This is a genomic window from Filomicrobium sp., from assembly GCF_025698805.1.
GTDB classification, from domain to species: Bacteria; Pseudomonadota; Alphaproteobacteria; order Rhizobiales; family Hyphomicrobiaceae; genus Filomicrobium; species Filomicrobium insigne.
The window spans coordinates 162634-183987 of record NZ_JAILWT010000006.1 but is presented as its reverse complement, the minus strand read 5'-3'; the positions used below and the strand labels follow the sequence as shown (position 1 = coordinate 183987).

Sequence of the window (21354 nt, the reverse complement as noted above, 5' to 3'; positions counted from 1 at the left end):
CCAGGAAGGCGCTCGTTAGGAGTTTTGCGGATTGACGGTTTGTCCCGCGCGCAGAAAGCCACCGCCTTCATGCACAACTTTATCGCCGGCCTCGAGATCGGCCTCGACAAGCACGCGGCCGCCGTTACGTGCAAGGATTACGGCATCGACGCGTTCGACGGTGTTCTCCCCAGTCAAGCGCCAGACAAATGCACCCGCGCGATCCCATTGAATCGCGAGACCAGGAAGCTCTGGAGCCTCTTCGCCAGGGAGGCGGATGCTGACAGAAAAGGTTGACCCCGGGATGAGGGAAAGATCTGTATTCGGGATTTCGGCGCGGACCCGCAATGTCCGTGAAACTGGGTCGATGCGCGTACCCACAGCCTGTACTTTGCCATTGGAAACATCACCTGTTCGCGCGATCGGGTTGGCCCGAACCGGCAACCCAATCTTGACCGAGGACGCGACCGCTTCCGGCACCGTGAATTCGATGATCAAGGTAGATCGATCGTCGATCGTGGCGATCGCATCACCAACAGCAACGTAATCACCAGGTTGCAAGTTCGTCAGTCCCATGACACCTGCAAAGGGAGCCCGGATGGTCATCTGATCGAGCTGGTAACGCGCCGCGCGTAGCGCAGCATCGGCGACTTTGAGCGCGGTTTCAGCCTCCGACTTCGCCACGCGGGTAATGGAACCGGAACTGAGCTGATTGTATCTTTCGACGGTATCAAATGCCTGGGCGCGCTGAGCCTCGGCTGTTTCAACGGCAATAGCCTCCGGCTCCGATAAGAGCTTTAATAGAGGCTCGTCCGCTGAGACCTTGGACCCACCTTCAAAAAATACATCCGACACCACACCAGCCACCCGAGCCGTAAGCGTCACTTCCTGACGTGCGCGGCTTGACCCGACTGCGGCAACACGGTCATTGCGTGGCCGCATAGACACGTCGACAAACGTGATTGCCGGAGGTTCATCCCCGCCGCGACGGCGTTGCGCTTCGGCAGGCGGAGCGAAAAACGAGGCCGCCAACAAGAAGACGGCGGCCGTATAAATCACGTTCTGCCCGTAACCACGAGTAGAACCAGGAAAAATCCCAATCATCCGGTGACCCTCAAGGTGTGCCCTATTGCGCGGTACTAGTCGCCGAGACACGACCAACCGTCAATTCAAACAGCACAACGAGAAAGCCCGGCAAAATCCGTTGCACGCATCATCACGATGAATTGTGCAACGGATACGGAGCGTGTAAATCCACGCTTAGGACAACAGAAAATACGGAAGGGACCCCGGGGCCTCGATTTACTCACCCCAGCGACATGCGGGCGATCTGAGCAGGCACCGTCAGCGTGGTGCGAGGGTGTTCCCGCCTGTTAAAAGAAAATGTCGTCGAGGCTCGTTTCCAGCTCCAACGGTGCGGTGACGGCCTGACTATCCGGAGCCGCACCCAACAATAGATCATGCAAGCGACGCTCACTGTCCATCGTATAACGGGCGCGCAACTTACCCATGAAGGCCTGATCGAACCCGGAAGCTGCCGTCTTCTGAACATTTGTCGGAGCAATCACCTGGAATTCGCGCAGAACCGCCCGCCAGGTGTCCGCAAACTCACGACGTCCGGAAACGCTTCGAATTGTTTCATCCAAAAGAGAAATCGTCCGAGGCCCGGCGGACGACATCGTCTCTACGCATGCCCGCATGCGGCCAACGGCCGTTTCAAACAAGGCGATAGCGTCCCGTGCGCCTTGGCCGAGAGCCGAGGCGTTATCAGCCGCCGCTGCCGAACGTCGTTCAACGAGTCGCTGCGCGAGCATATCAACCTCAGCCAACTCGGTCATAATCGACTCCGCCGCTTCCACCGTCGCTTCCGCCAGAGAACGCAGGTTCTGTGCCACAACCATCAATGCATCACCCTGATCCCCCAACTGACTGCACTGAATAACAGTGTTGAGGCTGAGCATACGGATGCGCAGCTCGATATCGCGGATAGTCTCGACGTGTTCAGCCATTGCCGCCACCATCGCACCAACCGATTTCGCAACTTCTCCGGTAATTTTCTGTAAGCCAGCATGCGTCTTCTCAAAATCGTCGAACAAAACGCAGATTTCGCGAAGGTCGTCGATCAACGCCGCCAAGGCCGTACCACTCTTTGAAAACAGCTGCTCTGCTTCTTCGCTGTTCTCCCTCAAAACCGCGGCCGTATCTTCTGCAAGCTGGCCGAGTATCTGTGCGAGTCCCGCGACTTGTTCATCAAAGTCCGAAATAGCTTCATCCAGTTGCTCAGCTTGAATACCGAGAACTACGGAAATGGTATTGGAACCAAGTGTCGGATCGCTAGCCGACTTCTCCGTGTCGTTGGAATAGTCGTCAAGCATACCCAGCGCTTCTTCAATATGCTCCACGCGTTGGCGCGTAATATCCCCGATCTGAAGAGCTGCGACAGCCTCTCCTACTCGTGCCGTGAGACGGCTGAGAGAGGCGGCATGATCTCCGGCCTTATCCGCGGCTCTCGAACGGTGCTGTGTAAGGATAGAAAGATGTTCGCTCAATTTGCCCGAGACATGATTGAGCGTCGCTTCGTGCCGAACAGCAAAAGCAGCATTCGCCGAACGAGCGACTGCAAGACCAGCTCCTAGTCCCTCGAATGAACGGGAAAATGCGGAAACGGCACCTTCGACGCTGCGGCCTAATTCGGCCATATCCGTTGTGGAAGCGTCAAACGTCCCATGTGCGCCCTTGATCCCCGCAGCGACGACACGCGCGTTGACCGCAATAAAGCGGATGGCACGCACCGCCTCCCGCAAATCGGTGAGAGGCTTTTTCACGCGTCCGGCAGTGCTCGTCAGCTGAACAATATCGTCCTGCTCGGCAGAGTGCGCCACCACCAACTCTGCCAACTGCTCGCGAATTGCCTCCAGCATCTCGATGGCGGACTCAAACTCTGCGCTCTGCAGTTCCGCAGGCATATTCTCATGGGCGTCAGCGATTTGGCGCAGCTGACTTGTGCAGCCAATCAGCCTCCCACCCATCTCGGTAAAGGTCTGCTCAATCGTATCGCGCGGCTCCGCAAGCTGTTTCCTCTTCCCAGCAAATGAGACCGCTCGCGGGTCGAACGACGAGGCTGACACAGCTAGATTCTCAGACTTACTCACGATGCACACGCCTCCGGGCTACGCCGGACGTCCTCTGTAATCTGACGGGCTATACGATCTAGGGGTAAAATCTTTTCGGCCGCGCCCAACGCGATCGCTTCTTTCGGCATTCCGAATACGACGCAGGTCGCCTCATCCTGCGCGACTGTGCGCGCACCGGCAGAGCGCATTTCCAGAAGTCCATGCGCACCATCATCACCCATCCCCGTGAGCAAAATGCCCATCGCGTTCGCCCCCGCGGCCTGGGCCGCAGACCGGAACAGGACGTCTACAGATGGCCGATGCCGTGACACGTGCGGACCATCTTTGATGACGACCCGGTATTGCTTCCCAAGCCGCTCCAGCAACATATGATGATTGCCAGGTGCGATAAGAGCGCGACCGGGAATGACGGGATCCCCCGTTTCGGCTTCTTTGACCGCAATCCGGCAAAGTCCATCAAGCCGCTCGGCGAAAGATGCCGTAAACCGCTCCGGCATGTGCTGAACGATGACGATGCCAGGACAATCCACAGGCAGAGCCGTCAGAACCGCCCGCAAAGCTTCCGTCCCGCCGGTAGAAGCCCCGATAGCAATGATCCTATCGGTGATCAAACCGGGCCGTTTGCGCAGGGTAACGTGGGGAATGATCGCATCCGCTGTAAGCTTCTTCTCGATCTTGACCGGCTGAACAACACGCCGCCGGACACCAATCCGGGCATGAGCGGCGGCGCGGGCCACGTCACAGATACGCATCCGTGAATCAGAAAGCGCCTGCGCCGTATCAACGCGCGGCTTTGTAATGACATCGACGGCACCGGCTTCGAGTGCCTGCATGAACGCCGTCGAACCCTCAGCCGTCAGCGTTGAGCAGATCACGACCGGAATAGGTCGCTGAGCCATAATTCGGCGCAGGAATGTGAGGCCATCCATGCGCGGCATTTCAATGTCCAGGAACATGACATCGGGAATCTCATCGCGCATGCGCTCGGCCGCCTTATAGGGATCCGACGCCGTTGCCATAACTTCGAGATCCGGTGCGCTCGATATGATGTCGGAAAGAGCACGTCGCACGGTGGCGGAGTCATCGACAATAAGAACCCGAATTTTCTCCGATGACGCCGACTTGGCCAATCTGTCGACCATCAACCCCTCCCCCGCTCACGCATCATATTGGAATACGCCTGGCGCCCACTGACGCAGGGACATATTAGTGCCAATCATTGATTCGGAATGACCGAGAATAATGAAGCCGCCTGGACGTAAATGCCCCATGAGCCGGCGCACCACAGCTTCCTGTGTCGCCTTTTCAAAATAGATGAGCACATTGCGCAGGAAGATGACGTCCACATCCCGATCGATGGAATAGCGGTCATCCATAAGGTTGAGTTTACGGAACTGTACCCGGCGGCGTAGCTCCGGAACCATTCGGACGTCCCTCGTGTGGGAAGGAGAGCGCCCACGCATAAGATAGCGCTCCTGAAATTCCGGCGGCACCGGCACCACCATCTCGGCGGGATAGACAGCTAGATCAGCCGCAGCCAAAATGCGCGTAGAGATATCCGTCCCAAGAACGGCAAAATCAAACGCCTTCGTTTGCTCGGCCAAGTTCGCCATCACCATCGCAATGGTATACGCTTCAGCGCCGTTCGAACTGGCGGCACTCCAGAACTTGAGCCTCGGCCTTCCACCCCTCGGACGCCGCGCAAGAAGTGATGGTAAGAGTTTATTTTCCAGAACTTTAAAATGCTCAGGCTCACGGAAGAAATCCGTCTTGTTTGTTGTCACGGCATCAATGACGTGGACAAGTTCTGTGGCGAGCCCGTTCTGGTCAAAGAGAAATCGGCAATAGGCCGTAAGGCTTGGGTGACCCAATGTACGCATGCGCTTACGCAAGCGCCCCTCAACCATAAGCCGCTTAGCATTCGGCAACTTGATGCCCACCTTGCCGCTGATAAGCGACGCGATGCGACGAAAATTCGCCTCGCTCAAGCGGTCATAGCCCAGCGCTTCCTCCGCTGGGTCTTCAAGAAGCAAAGCCTGTGACACGACAACCCCCGAAAGTCTGGAACTCGCTAAGAGCTCCATCAGAGACACATATGGAGAATGAGAAAGGGAAGGATCGCGGAGCACATCGATGCACTCCGCGAAGTATTTCTAGGCCGCCCGTCCATCAGCCTGATTAGACGGAGCGATGACGGAGATTTCGCTAGCCTCAAAGAGCCGGTTTAAATCGAGAACTGTAACAAACGCACGGTGCCGCCGGCCGATTCCCGCGATGAACTCAGACCGCCATTTGACCCCAATCTCCGGCGGCGGTTCGAGGTCGGGCTCATCGAGCACCGTAACCTCAAATACGCGGTCAGTTTTGAGACCAAACGTAAGCTCACGCCCTGAGACCGTGACATTGAGCACGATGATACGCGTGTTCTCAGTGTCCTCGCTCGCGTCGAAGCCCAGCTTCCGGCAGAGATCAACCACCGGTACGCCCTGCCCTCTCACATCGATCATTCCGAGAAGATAGTCGGGTGCATGCGGCAGACGGGATACGAGTTGTACTTCCAAAATCTCTTGCACCCGCTCGACTGGCACCGCGAGCAATTCGCTCGCGATGCCAAGGGTGACATATTGGGCCATGTCAGCCATGAGTGTCCCCCTTTACGCCGCACCCTGGCGTTTGAACTCAGCGTCGAGTTCGTCGGAACCCTCACCCATGTCGAACGAGAAGCCACCATTTGCTTTCGCCGGACGCTTGGCTGCAATCTGTGGAGCTGCAGCTTTAACCGCATCCTGCAGAGCCGCGACTCCCGACTTAGCGGAAGGTGTCATACGACGTGCGCCCTGCGTCTTGCTGGCTGTGCGAACTTTCGCGGACACAACTGAGGTTTCATCCAGCTTGAAGTAGCTGATTGAATTCTGCAGCTGCTCTGCCTGAGTAGCGAGTTCCTCCGCGGTCGAAGACATTTCCTCAGCGGCCGAGGTATTCTGCTGGGTGACCTTATCAAGCTGCTGTATGGCAGCGTTGATCTGACTTGCCCCAGCATTCTGCTCGTTGGACGCCGCAGAGATTTCGGAAACAAGTTCCGCCGTTCTCTTGATGTCCGGCACCAGCTTGGAGAGCATTTCGCCAGCCGACTGCGCCGATTTCACAGTGTCACCAGATAGTCCGGAGATTTCCTGAGCCGCCGCCTGGCTGCGCTCCGCAAGCTTACGCACTTCCGACGCCACCACGGCAAAACCACGACCATGCTCACCAGCGCGAGCGGCCTCTACCGCAGCGTTGAGCGCCAAGAGATCGGTCTGACGAGCAATCTCTTGGACGATCATAATCTTCTCTGCGATCGTCTCCATGGCCTTGACGGCGTCACCGACAGCCAACCCTGAAGCCTCTGCATCAACCGCAGCCTTACGGGCAATGGTTTCGGTCTGGCCGGCGTTATCAGCGTTCTGCTTGATATTGGCAGCCATCTGCTCAACCGATGACGACGCTTCTTCGGTGGAGGATGATTGCTCGACAGCACCCTGGCTGAGCTGCTCGGCAGCCGCAGACATCTCCTGACTACCCGAGGCAACGTTACGCGTGGCCGAGGTCACTTCACCAATAATCTCGCGAAGCTTGAGAGTCATGTCATTGACGGAAGCCAAAAGGCTCGTCGTGTCGCCTTTGCGCGTGGCAATCTCAACACCCAGATTTCCAGACGCAACTTCGCGCACCATTTCCTGAGCATACGCCGGCTCACCACCGAGCTGACGCATAACATCACGAACGATCCATACTGCCATACCTATTCCGATCAGAGCGGCCGCGGCAAGAAAGGCAAGCAACATCATCCGGCTGGACTCATAGGTTGCATCAGACGCGACCTTCGCTTCATCCAACTGGCTGGCATTCAGCTCAAGGATGGATTGGAATGTGGCGACAGCTTTGCTGCGGGCCTCCGCAGCGGAGCCGTTCGCGAGTTCAAATGCTTTCTGATTACCGTTTTCCACGGCAACATCACGGACCTGATGCAGAACTTTGACCCATTCGGCATAGCGTGCATTGAAAGAATCCAAGATGACACGATCGCCGTCACTGAGACGCGAGTGGACCGCCTCGAGCCTTGTCTGAAGCCCTGCCAGGGCTTCATCCATAGCCTTTGAATAGCGCTCCACAGTGCTACGGTTGTCCAGCGAAAGAATGATATTCTTTGAGATGCGCTGAAGATTCATCATCTCGGGAATGACTCTTTCGATATCTCGGAAGACAGCGAGCGAAGCCTGTCCAGCCTCAACCTCACCCCTCATTCGATCTGCTAGACGCAACAATTCTGCATTCGCGGCATCAAAGCCCTGCCGTTCCTCGTTCTGAGACAGACGGCGTGCCCTGAGGCTCGACTGAAGCCGCGCGAAATCCTGAATCTTTTCATTGAGAGAAATGTAATTCTCCCAAGCTGAAAGGAAAGCGTCAGCACGACGTTTTCCTTCATCGCTGGAGGAAGCCCGCAGATTAGCCAATTCTTCTTGGATCTTCTTGTCTTCATCCGCCATCTGCTTCGCGAACTGATCCATCTCCTCGACCGAGGTTGCAAGGATCATATTCTTTTCATCGCGTGTCACGCGCAGTGTACGAGCATTGATCCGGTTCGCCATGCGGATACGCTCAACCTGACCGTCCAATACGGCGTCGAAGTTCTCATTGAGCTGCGCCATGCTGGTAATTCCGAGGAACATCCCCCCGGCAGACAAGAGGACGACAGCAGCAAATGCCATCCCCAGTTTGAATTTCAATGTAAGTCTCATTGGTCTACCCTTCCCTCCGATGCCAAGGCGTCTCCGCCCCCGTCCACTCCAAAGATTCGCCCCAGATCGGGGATGATGATAAAATTCTCCGCGTGCTTACCGATCCCGCGCACATATTCAGACCGCCAGCGCATGCCGACCTTCGGCGCCTCTTCGATGTTCGCCAACTCGATGTCGGTGACGTCATGAACCCGGTCAGCGAGAATCGCCGCGATTGTCGGTTCGCCATCCAGTTCAATTTCGATCACGACAATGCGGGTGTCGCGTCCTGGCGGAGGACGATCCATGCCGAACATCACCCTAAGATCGGCCAGCGGAACGACCCGCCCCCGCACATTGATGAGCCCGCCCACGAAAGGACGTGCGTTGGGAACTTCGGTAATTGGAACGACATCGAGAATCTCACGCACGCTTTCCGCTTCTATGGCGAAGACTTCATCCTGAAGTCCCAGGGTCAGCGCCCGCATCATTGGGCCAGTCGCCGCTAAGTCGGTTTCGGTCTTTATAGCTGCGTTGCTCATGCCGCCCTCCCGCTGTGCATGTTCCTCAGGCGCTCCTCGAAATTTTGCCCAAAGCGAACGAGGTGCACGACATCGAGAATGAGCGCGACCGTGCCATCCCCAAGGATGGTCGCCCCGGAAAAGGTCTCGACATCTGAGTGCAGTTTCGAGAGTGACTTGATGACAGTCTGGTTGTTGCCAAGGATCTGATCGACGACGAGTCCGACCCGATGCTCACCGGCCGAAACAATGACCACCTTCTGGTGGAGATCAGCCGGCGCCTGCGTCTTGAAAAGCTCCCGCAAACGCAGGAACGGGATCAGGGAACCTCGGATATTCAGGAAGTTGCGGCCTTTGCCACCTGAGGATACGGCGTTCGGCAGCTCTACACATTCTTCAACCGCCGAAAGCGGGATGGTGTATCGACTGTTCCCAACCCGCACCAACATGCCGTCGATGATTGCCAGCGTAAGGGGCAACCGCAGGGTGACAGTCGTTCCTTCGCCACGCGTCGAGACAACGTCAATGCTGCCACGCAGCGCATCGATTGTACGCTTGACCACATCCATGCCGACGCCGCGACCCGAGACGGCAGTAACTTCCTTCGCCGTCGAAAACCCTGGATGGAAAATGAGTTGGAAGAGATCATGATCGGCGACCTTCGCATCAGGTGCGACCAACCCAACCTCTTCCGCCTTGGCCCGAATGCGTTCGACATCAAGCCCTGCGCCATCGTCGGTGATTGAGATTGCAACCTCGGCCCCCTTATGGACCGCGGCAAGCTTGACACGGCCTCGAACAGGCTTCCCAGCCGCCGCACGACGCACGGGATCCTCTAGACCATGATCAACGGAGTTCCGGATCACGTGAACCAGCGGATCGGCCAGCCGTTCAATGACGGTCTTGTCGAGTTCGGTCTCTTCGCCGGATGTGAGGAATTCGATATCCTTGCCAAGCTCGCTAGATAGGTCGTGAACCAAGCGACGGAAACGACCAAACAGCGTACCGATAGGCACCATGCGAATACCCATGGTGGTATCGCGCAACCCCGAAGCAAGCCGCTCAATCTCCTCGGCAACCGCCTTGAGGCTGCCGTCATCGCTCACCGACGCGATTTGCAAGAGACGCGCCTGTGCAATGACCAATTCACCCACGCGGTCCATAAGCTCATCGAGGCGTTCCGCTGGAACACGCAAAGATGAGCTCGCCTGCTCGGATGAACCTGGCTTGCGTCCGCCTTGCTTGATCTTCGATGCTCCAGATGGCGCGTCGGCAGACAAAGCCGGGGCGACGGCATCGCCGTTCACGCCTACAGGAGGAGCCTCTATCAACTCGATATTGAGGTCCATGCCCTCGCGAAGGAAGATGAAAACGTCTTCAATTGCGTCCTGCCCGCGCGTCGTGTTGAGCACCACGTCCCAGTGCAGATAACAAACTTCGACGTCAATCTCCTCAAGCAAGGGAACGTCATCACTCAACGCCGTAACGATGCAGTCGCCCAGCTCTCTCAACTCGGCAAGCAACAACGCGGGATTTGTCCCGAGCATGAGCGCATCGTCCGGCAACCGGAATCTGATCCGCCAGCTTTGCATACCCTCGGCTAAAGGCGTCGGTTCGGCTACAGCAGCGACATCCTTTGGTGCGGCGTTCTTCCCGGTTGCAACGATTGACCTCAGTTCCCCAAGGATCGGCGCACCCCCAGCCGCATGAACACCTGGCTCTGCAATAAGCTTAGTGACATGGTCCTTTGCAGCGAGCGCAATGCTAATGAGCTTCGGGCCAATATCGGCCTTGCCCTTGCGCACCTGATCAAAGGCCGTCTCAAAGTCATGCACGAAGTCCGCAACTTCATCGAAGCCGAACATGGCCCCAGAGCCTTTGAGCGTGTGCAACGCCCGAAATGCGGTGTCAACGAGATCGCGATCCTCCGGATTTTGGTCGAGATCAAGAAGTGACTGCTCAAGGCTTTCCAGAAGTTCACGCGCCTCCTGGCGAAAAGTTTCGTTTGGATCTGTTGCTGTCATGACCCTGCAATCTTTTTGACTACGGCCAACAACTGGTCCTGTTTGAAGGGCTTTACGATCCACCCGGTTGCGCCAGCCGCTTTAGCTTGACTCTTGAGCTCTTCGTCGGATTCCGTCGTCAGAAAAACGATCGGAACGCCGACGCTGGAAGGATGCGCACGATACTTGCGAATAAACTCGATACCCGTCATGACCGGCATATTGAGATCGGTAATAATCGCATTGACCTTATTGGAGGTCGCCTTGGCGAAACCCTCTGCGCCATCGGCGGCTTCAATGACGGTGTAACCCGCACCAGTCAAAGTCATAGCCACCATCTGCCTTACAGAAGCGGAATCGTCGATTGTAAGTATCGTCTTACTCATAGCGTCTGCCCCTCCAGGCCTTTGCCACCAAACCAAAAGGCCGCATCCAGATTGCAGCCCCCGCCCTGCGTTCCACTCAGCCCGATTTCAGCAAGCGTTCCGCGAAAATTTTCAGAACTATTCGATGAAATCGTCAGCGCTTTGCCTCTAGCGCTCGCGCTTTTGCGAGCGGCAATCAGAAGTTGGACAATACTGACATCGACACTTGTCAATTCGCTGAGGTCGACTTCCACTGTGTCAAACTTCTCAAGCGCCTGAACGAGTTTCGCACAAGTGTCTTTGGCGTCCTGTAAGCCAAGACCACCAGCAAGCGCGATTTTGGCGCGCCGTTTCCGAGCCATATCCTGCCCCCCCATTTATCACCGGCCACAAATTCTGAACCGATATCCGGACGCCCCCACGCCCGCTAATACACAAAGCTTCAAACCAAAAACTTTGTGCGCAACGCCCCACATCAAAAGCTGTCTAAAATTACATCCATGGTGACGTCATTACTCAGTAGTAATGCCGAAAAAATATTAAATCATTTATTACTCGGCGACCGATTTTGAAAAAAATGTTGCCACACCTAAATCAAACAAAGGATTGAAAATCGCACTAAAAAAAATGCACAGATTCATCTGCAACAAAAATTCAACAAGTCGAGTTTGAGAGTTCCAACGAGAAAAATGCGGAAGTCTTCAATTAAAAAATCAACCCACAGAAATGGAAAATAATTTCGCCGTGTGTTTGGCGAAACCATAGGTTCGATTGATCGCATCAATTGATGGAGAGGATGCACAAACGTCGATTAAAGAGGAAGTCGGCGCTGGATCGTCGAAACGGAAAACTCTCACACGCAAGAAGAATAATAAAGCGCGGCTATCAACACCGACGGATGTGGCTTCTCAGAACTTTAGCGCGTCCACTTCAACACCCGCACGCCCTGTTAGGGCGCGTCACGGGCTGCACATTAAAATCAAGATGCCCAAGCCTATTAATTCGCATAGGCGAGATGACGGTCTTAGGGTCGGCCCAAAAGGCAAACACATAAACGGCCGCGCAGCTTTCGCCGCACGACCGTCATGCATCCCCGAACACTCAAAGGAAAACCTAGGCCGCGGCATCCTCGGCAATCATGTCGCTTGCCTTTTCACCGATCATGATCGCAGGAGCGTTGGTATTGCCGGACACGATCCGCGGCATGATCGAGCAATCTGCGATCCTGAGACCGCGTACGCCACGCACCCGCAGCCGCGGATCAACAACCGCACGATCATCAGGCCCCATGCGGCAGGTTCCCGTGGGGTGATAAATCGTCGTTGCAGTATTGCGCGCCCATTCAAGGATGTCCTCGTCGCTCGCCACATCCGGCCCCGGACGGAACCTCGATGCAATCTTTCCGGCGAGCGGTTGCTCCTCTGCAATCCGCATCGCAATACGGATGCCGTCGACAATCGTCCGCTGATCCGTACCTGTGGCAAGGTAGTTCGGATAGATCTTCGGATATTGCAGCGGATCTGGACCGCCGATCCGAATCTCGCCCTTGCTCTCGGGGCGCAGTTGGCAAACCGATGCCGTAAATGCTGAAAACGGATGCACGCCTTCGCCGGGACTATCTGCAGACCACGGCTGAATGTGAAACTGGATATCAGGCGTTGCAACAGCGTCGTTTGTCCGCATGAACCCGGTCGCAAGGCTTGCCGCCATCGTCATCGGACCAGCCCGGAACATGATGTACTTGAGCCCAATCCGCGCCTGGTTGAACAGACTACGCACCTCATCATTCAAGGTCGGTTCGTTGCACTTGTAAACCAATCGTGCCTGCAAGTGATCTTGCAGATTCTTGCCCACTTCAGGCTGATCGACCACTGGTGAGATGCCATGCTCCGCAAGTTCCTTTCCTGGCCCGATTCCGGAGTACATAAGAATCTGCGGAGAACCGATCGCACCTGCGCTAAGGATCACCTCTCGCTTGGCGCGCACCAAGCATTCAGAACCATGATGAGAAAGCACGACCCCAGCTGCACGTCCCTCTTCGATCAGAAGGCGCTTTGTCTGCGCGTGCGTAAAGATCTGCAGGTTCTTACGGTGCTTGATCGGATGCAGATAGCCGACAGCCGTACTGCAGCGACGTCCCTTCCGAGCTGTTAGCTGAAAATAGCCAACACCCTCTTGCGAAGCTCCGTTGTAGTCAGGATTGAACGGATATCCCGCGTTCTGCGCAGCAGCCACCCATGCATCACAGATAGGACGGCTCAACCGCATATTCGAGACAGCAAGCGGACCACCGACACCGTGGAAATCGTCCTCACCACGTTCTTGATCCTCTGCGCGCTTGAAGTAGGGCAACACGTCATCCCAACCCCAACCGACGTTCCCCATCTGACGCCAGCCGTCGTAGTCTTCTTTCTGGCCACGCACATAGAGCAAGCCATTCAGTGAGCTTGAACCGCCGAGCACTTTTCCGCGCGGCCACTCCAGCCGACGGCCGTTCAGTCCCTTGTCCGGCTCGGTCTGGTAGCACCAATCGACACTCGGGTTATGCATTGTCTTGAAATAGCCGACCGGCACGTGGATCCAGGGGTTCCAATCGCGACCGCCCGCTTCGAGGATCGCAACGCTTACCGATGGATTGCTGCTGAGCCGATTGGCGATAACGCAGCCCGCCGACCCAGCGCCGACGATCACATAATCGAATTCACCCCAAGACTTAGGCATGCTCTCTCCCTGCCCCGGCTCTCGCCGGGGTTCGGACCATATTCAATTGATACTTCGTCAGTGCCGTCTCGCTGCGCCCGCCCTTACATGAATTGCGTAAGCCACAGCGAGAGCACAGGAAATGCCGCTACGAGCGCCCAGACAAGAACCAGGGCGACGAAGTAGGGCACCACGAACCGGACAAGTTGCAGGTACGGCAGAGACGTCACGCTAGACGCCACATAGAGATTGAGTCCGTACGGTGGCGTAATGAAACCGATAGACGCGCCGACGAGGAAGATCACCGCGAAATGCACGGGATCCACGCCGACGTGCGCGGCAAGCGGCGCGAGCACTGGTGCCAGAATGACGGTAACCGGAAGGCTCTCTAGGATCGTACCGGTAATCAACACGATGGCCATGCAGACTGCCAGCGTCACTGCGTAACCACCACCGAAACTCATGACGAAATCACGGATCGCCTGCTCTGCGCCCATAAGCGAGAACATCTGCTGCATCACGATTGAAATCGCGATTAAGGGAGCGAGCAGACCGGTAATCTGGCCTGAACTCATCAGGATCGAGGGCACCTGACGTAGCTTGATTTCGCGCGTTACGAACGTACCGGCCACGAAGCAGTATCCCACCGTCATCGCAGCAGCTTCCGTTGGCGAGAAAATGCCGGAGTAAATTCCGAACAGAACGATGAAGATCGCCAAGAAGCCAAGATAGGCTTTAGCGCCCGCTATGAGCGTTTTCTTCAGCGAAAAGGCAAATGTCATTCCCCATCCGTTTCGCCACGCCATGTAGAGCGCAACCATCTGCATCGCGATGACCATCAGGATGCCCGGCAACAGGCCCGCGATAAACAACGTGCCGATGGGCAGGTTCATAATGAACCCGTAAACGATGAAGATAACACTCGGTGGAATGATGATGCCGACCACGCCTCCTGCCGCGATCGTCGCGGCTGCAAAACGCTTGTCGTAGTTCTCATCAACCAGCTGCGGATACATGATCTTGCCGATCGTCGCGGTCGTCGCAGCGTTGGAGCCGGAGATAGCAGCAAAGAGGCCGCAAGCGCCAAGCGTAGAAATAGCCATACCGCCTGACAGCCAGCTTAGTGCTGCGCGCGAAAAATCCGTTAGCCGACGGGCGATACCCGCAGCACTGATCATGTCACCCGTCAGGATAAACAGCGGCAAAGCCAACAAGCCGAAGAAGTTGATGCCTTCGAACAGTGTCGTCGGGATATTTGAAAGTGTGAAACCAATGGCATTGCTTGCCATCACGATCCACAGCCCAAGCACCAGAAAGACCGGAACGCCGATCAGGAACAGTACAGTTCCCCCGATCGAGGCAAGGATTACAAGTGTTGTCGTATCCATCGTTTCCCCGCCCTTAGTTGCTGCCAATGGAGGCGGTAAACGTGAACGGCTCACTACGCCGAAAACGTCCGATATCCTCGATGATATTTTGGAGTGATCTCAGAACGAGCATCCCCCAACCCACCGGAATGGCGAGATAGAACCACCACTGCATCACATCGTCGGTGCCCGGAACGATCGCGTAGTTGTCGCGAAGCAGCTGAACAAGATCGATCGAATAGTAGATCACCATCGTGCCAAAGCCGATCCAGAGAATGTGATCGAGCAACGTGCATAGAAATTGAAGCACGTAAGGCATTGAAGCCCGCAGCTCGGTAAAAGCGAGATGGCTGCGCCGCCGAACGTTATAAGCCGCCCCGATCCACGTGATCCAAACGAACAGATAAACGGGAATCGTTGTCGACCATGGCGCCTGCTGATTGAAGGCAAAGCGCTGAATAACTTCGACGAAAATGATCGAAGTCATGGTGCCGTAGGCGAGAATGATGAGATATCGCTCAAGATTGGCGTCAAGCCACTTGAACGGCTTCACAATCACGGACATGGCGTCTTATTCCGCTGGGTTAGGTAGGATAAAGTCGGCACAGCACAACAGTGGCTACCAATGTGCTGTGCCATTGCGACTTTGAGGGCTTATGCCTTCCACCAGCGCTGCGGAGGCACGTTCACCGGGCTCGTATCCTCTGGGATTTCGCGAGCGATGTCGTAGATCGTCTTGTAGACGTCCTGTCCGCCGGACCAGCCGTTCAACCGTTCACGCCATTGCTCCCAAGGCTCCGGCTTGAACTCAGGCGAGCACATCTGCTCGGTCCTCTTCAGCTCTTCCTTCGAAAGCACGGCGACCTTGACGCCGTACTCATTGAACAACGTTCCCGGACGCGGCGGGTTCGTTGCACCCACGATGTCGACCAGGGCCGCTTCGTGACAGCCTTGGACGTGCACCTGCGCGGTGTAAGACGATTCCATGATGGCATCCTGCAGATGCGGCTCGAGCTTGTTGAAGACGGGAGCGCTCATGGCCGTGTGCTCCGTCCCGCAGAAGAAGCGGAGATCAACCGCCTGCCCGAGAACTGGCGTCATGTTGGCATAGGCCGCAGCACCCATCCAAGTTTCCGCGCCGTCGATCAGCCCCTGGCGCAAACCATCGAGCGTTTCTTCCCAAGCGATCGGAACGGGATTGAGGTTCAAAAGCTGCATCGCGATACGGCCAAGCTGTGTGCCGGTAACGCGGTTCTTCGTGCCAGCGAGATCTTCAATCTTGGTAACGACCGGCTTATCAGCCCACTTCTTGCCGAGCATCAGACCACGAAGTTCGCAGTGCGTAAAAAGGAACTTGATCTTGTGGCGAGCTTCTAGCGGCTCACGAAAGACCTTGTTGCTCTTCGGGCTGTAAAAGAAGTGATACTGCGAAGCCCGTGTAGGGAACATGTAGGCAAAGTCGAGAACGTTGTAGTACGGCGCGTTGCCTGCGGAGTTCTGAGTCGACGCCGAAAAGATCTGTACAATGTCCTGCTGCGTCTTCTGCACGCAATCGAGCTGACCGCAGATCTGGTTAGAACCCAGGAACTCGACACGAATTTCACCGTCGGTGCGATCCTCGAGATCCTTTGCAAAAAATAACTGCCCCGATTTTTGAATATTCAGGTTGTTCTCGTTAAAGCCCGACGCACCGAATTTCAGCGTGTGCTTCGCCGGTTTCCGCTTCTTAGCAGTTTCTTCCGCTGCCCGCGCCAAGCTGCTGGCAGTGACGACACCCGACATCCCTGCCAGAGCAAAGAGCGTTGAGGTCCATCCGTATTGGAACGCTATGCGGCCGAGGTCCCGTCGGCTCAATCCCTTTGCCTTAAGCTCCATGTGCGTTCTCCCAAAATACCGTTTTTTATGTTCCGGCAGGTGGACTCAGCCACAGCCGTAGACATCATCTTCACCAGAACCAATTATCGTCATTTGAGACGATACATATCATTTGAGCTGCTTTATAGTGTCGACGCAATACAAATTCCGTGCTGCATCGCAGCATCCCACATTCAAATTCGCGGAAAATGGAACGGCCTACGACTAAGGGCGCAGGAATTAAACGGACTAGGAAACAAGTGATGTAGACATCCAGACCTTGATGTAGGCAGAGAAAAGCAAATCAATGGACGTGCGCTCCTAGGCGCGAGCATCAAAAAAAACTTTGAAAGAAAATCAGCGGAAATGCCCCTAGCAAAAGCAAAACTTGGACCCTCGCGCACACGGCCAAAGGCTGAGGAACGGGAAACGAGCTCGGTAATGCTGCGCGCCATGAGCGTCATATCGGCTGTCGCAGAAAACGAAGGAACTCTCTCGGTCGCAGAGATCGCAGCCAAGATCGGCTTACCCAAGCCAACTGTACACCGCATGTGCCAGCAGCTCGAAGCAGCGGGCTATTTGCTGAGAGATATCGACAGCCGGCACTACGGTGTGGGCCATCGCCTTTGGCACCTCGGCCTTGAAGTCGTAAACGCCGGCATGAAACCGGAACGCCGCGCCATCCTTCAGAAGCTCGTCAACGAGATCGGCGAAACCTGCAATCTCTCCATGCGCATCCACGATCAATCCATCTACATTGACCGTGTCGAATCACGCTGGCCGCTTCGCATGCATCTAGAGCCAGGTTCGATGGTGCCGCTCCATTGCACAGCCAGCGGCAAACTTTTCCTCTCCGATATGAACCGGGCCCGACGGCAGAAATTGCTCTCGGTTACACAGCTGCCCACGCACACACCGCGCACCATAACGGACCTGGACGCGATGGAGCGAGAGATCGAATTGATCCGCAAACGCGGCTACAGCATCGACGACGAGGAGTTTCTTGAAGGGCTCGTCGCGCTGGCTGTCCCGGTGCGCAACAAGCAGGGACGCGTTGTCGCCGGCATAGCGTGTCACGGCCCGACAGCGCGGCTGACGCTCGACCAAATCCTCTCATTCCTCCCGTCGTTGAGAAACGCCGCTGCAGATTTGGAAGACACGCTGCCCACCGACGACGCGGACAAGGATGACGTCTAGCTGACGGGTCAGCTACACCTGTCACATCGACAGATATATCCCATAGAGTCCCGCGAGCAGCAGAATACCCAGCGCCACGCGCCGATAGGTGAGTTCGTTGGAAGACCGGAACATGCGACTGCCGAGCCAGGTGGCAAGCAAAAAGCCGGGCATCAACGCCACGGCCGTGAAGAGAACATCTCGCGTAATCAACCCGCGCAAACTCATCAGGGCTATAAGAGCCACAAGCGTAAGCGCAAAGTATCCAGTGAAGTTCGCACGATTGACCCGAGCTGGCGCGTCACTCGACAGAAGATAGACCATGACCGGAGGATTTCCGAGGCTCGTCACCGCCATCAAAAATCCAGAGAGCCCCCCCACGGCAACACTCAGCATCGTGGGACGGCGCCCTTCATAGCGCCAACCACTCATTAAGAGCAGCGCCGACAACGAGACCAGAAGCGCAACGCCAAACTGGATACTAGCTCGGTCGAGACTAACGAGAAACCATCCTCCCAACGGCATGAGCGCCGCGGCTGCTAATCCCATCGGCGAGATCATGCGCCACTGAATGTCGTTGCGTACTGACGGCAACAACTGTGCTGTCGCGACAATCTCAATGAGGATGATGATGCCAACTGTTTGGACCGGTCCAAACAGATGGACAAAGAACGGCGCCATAAACATGCCGGAACCGACGCCAGCAAACCCACGCAATAAACCTGCCGCCACAGCAATCCCAACGGCAGCGATCAACTCTTGTGTCATCTTCCCCTCGCAGCAAGGCAGCGGACATTGCACCTCCCGCGCCGCAGCAGCAAGCGGATAAAAACTCAGTCACCGTTAGGAGGGGTAATTGTCCGCCCACAGAGTATCCGCCGACAGCTGAGCGAGCGGAATTTTCAAAGGCACGAAGCATCGATTGAAAAATACCATGTGCCCGTTTGACAACATGATCACGGAGAACTCAATAACAAAAAAATTAGAAGCTTTGCATTGCTGATTCTATACTTATTGAGTTAAGAATCACGCCCACCAATGCGAACTCTGCGCGCGGCCCAGGAACTCTGCCTCCGCCAATCACGTGCGCAGTAGAAGTCGTACGCGATTTTCAGAGTTTTGAAAACCAGGGCGGTTAGCACAAGCAATGGCGAGAATTTTAGAGGCGACATCAATAGCAGGCGCAATGGTCGTAGTCGTTCTGGCCCAACAAGCACCGGTCCTGGCCCAACAAGCCGATCCCCCTTTATCGACGACTGAACAAAATAGCGATGAGCAGCCAATTTCGCCAGCAATGACGTTGCCCGAAGTGGAGGTCATCACCTCGCCGGAACCGACGCCTAAACAGACAAAGAAGACAGCACAGAAATCAACGGCCCCGGCGCAAGCGCCCCCACAGCCCGTCGCGGCAACGGCACCAAGCGGCCCCGCGGAAGGAACAGTTCAGCCCCAAACGGCAACGAGTCCGGTCCAAGGCTACGTCGCGGCCCAAAGCGCCACTGGCACCAAAACGGACACACCCCTCCGCGAAGTCCCGCAATCGATTTCAGTTGTCGGCGCCGAGCAGATCCGCGACCAAGGCGCACAATCCGTACAGGATGCATTGCGCTACGTCCCCGGCGTCGTTGCTGACGCTTACGGTTTCGACAGCCGCACAGACAGCGCGTTAATTCGTGGAACGGAGGCCGCCGAATACCTCGATGGCCTACGCCGGACGTTTAGCTATTACACCTTCAACTACCGCATCGATCCCTATTTCATGGAGCGCATCGAGGTACTGCGTGGCCCTGCCTCGGTGCTCTACGGTCAAGCTCCGGTTGGCGGTATCATAAACGGCGTCACCAAGCGCCCGCAGAACGAGCAAGGCGGCGAGATCACAGCGGAGTACGGCACGTTCGACTTCAAGCAAGTGAAGTTCGATATGACGGGGCCCGTGACCTCGGACGGCAAATGGTCCTACCGCCTGACCGGTCTTGCGCGTGATGCCGATACGCAGGTGAACTACGTCGAGGATGATCGTTACGCCATTGCGCCGTCGATCACGTATCGTCCGACGAACGACACCAGCATCACCTTACTTGGCCATTTCCAGAAGGACGAGACAGGTTCCAGCTCACAGTTCTTCCCCTTCGTGGGCACTCTCTACCCAAATGTCAACGGTCGCACGATCCCGCGCGAAAACTTCGCGGGCGAGCCTGGGGACCATTACAAGACGGATGTCGCTTCAGGCACATTGCTCTTCGAACACAAATTCAACTCAGTGTTCAAGCTCAGTCATGCGTCACGCTATGCGGACATACATAACGACTATGACAGCACTTACGCTGCGTGGTGGAATGGCTATCAGGACCCGAACCAAGAAACGCTGCAACGCCTGAAATGGAAGTCGGTCACCGACACGCAGATCTTCAACCAAGACACCAATCTTGAAGCCAAGTTCTCGACCGGCACTCTTTCGCACAAGGTGCTGGGCGGCATTGATTTCGCGAATTTCCATGCCAGCCAAGGCACAGCCTCCGCAAACGATAATGGCAAATTCAACGTCTATAACCCCGTCTATGGTCAGGGACAGTGGGACTGGACGGACTGCAATAACGCCAATCAGACAAGCTCCTCCCCTCCAAACCTGGAAATATGCTCCTTCGCTGACCAACGGGTCACTCAGACGGGGCTATACCTGCAAGACCAAATACGGTTAGGGAACTGGATCGCGGTCCTGGGCCTTCGCAAGGATTGGGTTGAAAACAAAGCGGAGGGCAGCGCGGCTCAGAAGGACGACGCAGTAACCTACCGCGCTGGCCTTATGTATGAGTTCGCCTCGGGCTTCACACCCTACTTCAGCTACGGGGAATCCTTCGTTCCCGAAGTCGGCACGGACAGCAGCGGTAATACCTTCGATCCACGGGAGGGCCGCATGTACGAACTCGGCTTCAAGTATCAGCCGCCCGGCACAAACTTCGTCATCAACAGCGCCATCTACGACATCGCCGAAAACAATCGCATCGTGTACCACGATCCAGGTTTTTACGGCCAACAGATCGGCGAGGTGGCAATCAAGGGCTTCGAGATCGAGCTAGCCGGAAAAGTCACCGAAAACCTGAAGATCGTTGGCGGCTATTCCTATACGCAGGCCCAATACAACGATGGCACCGAGATTGACGGCAATCAGATCGAATCCATCCCCAAGCATCTGGCATCCTTGTGGGGCATTTGGGAGTTCGATCAACCCTACCTCAAAGGCTGGTCGGTCGGCGCTGGCGTCCGGTACATCGGCAAGTCCTGGGATGATCACGCCACGATAGAGGTCCCTGACGTTGCGCTGTTCGACGCGATGATCGCCTACGAAGAAGACCACTGGCGCTGGTCCATCAATGCCAAGAACCTCGAGGATAAGGAATACGTTTCGACGTGCCTTAATCGCGGTGATTGCTGGTACGGCAACGCGCGCACCATCACCACCGGACTAACCTACAAGTTCTGATCACTAAGGTTTTTTAA

General features: G+C 56.0%; 17 protein-coding genes. 2 read left to right on the top strand and 15 right to left on the bottom strand.

The window, feature by feature from the left end:
• Window positions 1-15: 15 nt before the first annotated feature.
• The 14 genes from K5845_RS15985 to K5845_RS15920 form a co-directional block, all read right to left on the bottom strand.
• Window positions 16-1083 (bottom strand): efflux RND transporter periplasmic adaptor subunit, encoded by a 1068-nt coding sequence (locus tag K5845_RS15985; RefSeq protein WP_287959466.1) that lies wholly within the window; start codon window positions 1081-1083, stop codon window positions 16-18.
• Window positions 1084-1352: 269 nt separating this feature from the next.
• The gene (locus tag K5845_RS15980) at window positions 1353-3131 is read right to left on the bottom strand and encodes a methyl-accepting chemotaxis protein (RefSeq protein ID WP_152024995.1); all 1779 of its coding nucleotides are present in this window, start codon (window positions 3129-3131) and stop codon (window positions 1353-1355) included.
• Entirely contained in the window at window positions 3128-4255 is a 1128-nt protein-coding gene (locus tag K5845_RS15975) for a protein-glutamate methylesterase/protein-glutamine glutaminase (RefSeq protein ID WP_287959465.1), read from the bottom strand. The genes K5845_RS15980 and K5845_RS15975 overlap by 4 nt, the downstream gene beginning before the upstream one ends.
• A gap of 15 nt (window positions 4256-4270) precedes the next feature.
• Entirely contained in the window at window positions 4271-5158 is an 888-nt protein-coding gene (locus K5845_RS15970) for a CheR family methyltransferase (protein ID WP_244464913.1), read from the bottom strand.
• 108 nt (window positions 5159-5266) lie between these two features.
• Complete coding sequence (locus tag K5845_RS15965; RefSeq protein ID WP_046478417.1) at window positions 5267-5755, bottom strand: chemotaxis protein CheW; 489 nt, start codon at window positions 5753-5755, stop codon at window positions 5267-5269.
• Between the two features lie 12 nt (window positions 5756-5767).
• The gene (locus K5845_RS15960; protein WP_046478416.1) at window positions 5768-7891 is read right to left on the bottom strand and encodes a HAMP domain-containing methyl-accepting chemotaxis protein; all 2124 of its coding nucleotides are present in this window, start codon (window positions 7889-7891) and stop codon (window positions 5768-5770) included.
• On the bottom strand, window positions 7888-8412 hold the full coding sequence (locus K5845_RS15955; RefSeq protein ID WP_244464912.1) for a chemotaxis protein CheW: 525 nt from the start codon (window positions 8410-8412) through the stop codon (window positions 7888-7890). The genes K5845_RS15960 and K5845_RS15955 overlap by 4 nt, the downstream gene beginning before the upstream one ends.
• A complete protein-coding gene (locus K5845_RS15950; RefSeq protein WP_287959464.1) occupies window positions 8409-10415 on the bottom strand; it encodes a chemotaxis protein CheA in 2007 nt (668 codons plus the stop codon). Before K5845_RS15950 ends, K5845_RS15955 begins: the two co-directional genes overlap by 4 nt.
• On the bottom strand, window positions 10412-10780 hold the full coding sequence (locus tag K5845_RS15945) for a response regulator (protein ID WP_287959463.1): 369 nt from the start codon (window positions 10778-10780) through the stop codon (window positions 10412-10414). The genes K5845_RS15950 and K5845_RS15945 overlap by 4 nt, the downstream gene beginning before the upstream one ends.
• Window positions 10777-11121, bottom strand: coding sequence for an STAS domain-containing protein (locus tag K5845_RS15940; protein ID WP_046478413.1), 345 nt, complete (start codon window positions 11119-11121; stop codon window positions 10777-10779). Before K5845_RS15940 ends, K5845_RS15945 begins: the two co-directional genes overlap by 4 nt.
• A 751-nt stretch (window positions 11122-11872) precedes the next feature.
• On the bottom strand, window positions 11873-13480 hold the full coding sequence (locus K5845_RS15935; RefSeq protein ID WP_046478412.1) for a GMC family oxidoreductase: 1608 nt from the start codon (window positions 13478-13480) through the stop codon (window positions 11873-11875).
• A gap of 83 nt (window positions 13481-13563) precedes the next feature.
• The gene (locus K5845_RS15930) at window positions 13564-14847 is read right to left on the bottom strand and encodes a TRAP transporter large permease (RefSeq protein ID WP_287959462.1); all 1284 of its coding nucleotides are present in this window, start codon (window positions 14845-14847) and stop codon (window positions 13564-13566) included.
• Between the two features lie 13 nt (window positions 14848-14860).
• A complete protein-coding gene (locus tag K5845_RS15925) occupies window positions 14861-15391 on the bottom strand; it encodes a TRAP transporter small permease (RefSeq protein WP_046478410.1) in 531 nt (176 codons plus the stop codon).
• A gap of 89 nt (window positions 15392-15480) precedes the next feature.
• Entirely contained in the window at window positions 15481-16701 is a 1221-nt protein-coding gene (locus K5845_RS15920; protein ID WP_046478409.1) for a TRAP transporter substrate-binding protein, read from the bottom strand.
• A 420-nt stretch (window positions 16702-17121) separates the two neighbouring features.
• On the opposite strand from K5845_RS15920, the gene K5845_RS15915 reads away from it, so the two are divergent.
• Window positions 17122-17877 carry an IclR family transcriptional regulator gene (locus tag K5845_RS15915; protein ID WP_160298722.1) on the top strand — a complete coding sequence of 252 codons (756 nt, stop codon included), beginning with the start codon at window positions 17122-17124 and terminating at the stop codon, window positions 17875-17877.
• A gap of 21 nt (window positions 17878-17898) precedes the next feature.
• Here K5845_RS15915 and K5845_RS15910 read toward each other — a convergent pair whose 3' ends face one another.
• Window positions 17899-18624, bottom strand: coding sequence for a sulfite exporter TauE/SafE family protein (locus tag K5845_RS15910; RefSeq protein ID WP_090230040.1), 726 nt, complete (start codon window positions 18622-18624; stop codon window positions 17899-17901).
• A gap of 379 nt (window positions 18625-19003) precedes the next feature.
• Between K5845_RS15910 and K5845_RS15905 the strand changes: the two genes are divergently transcribed.
• Window positions 19004-21337 (top strand): TonB-dependent siderophore receptor, encoded by a 2334-nt coding sequence (locus tag K5845_RS15905; protein ID WP_287959461.1) that lies wholly within the window; start codon window positions 19004-19006, stop codon window positions 21335-21337.
• The last annotated feature ends 17 nt before the right edge of the window (window positions 21338-21354 follow it).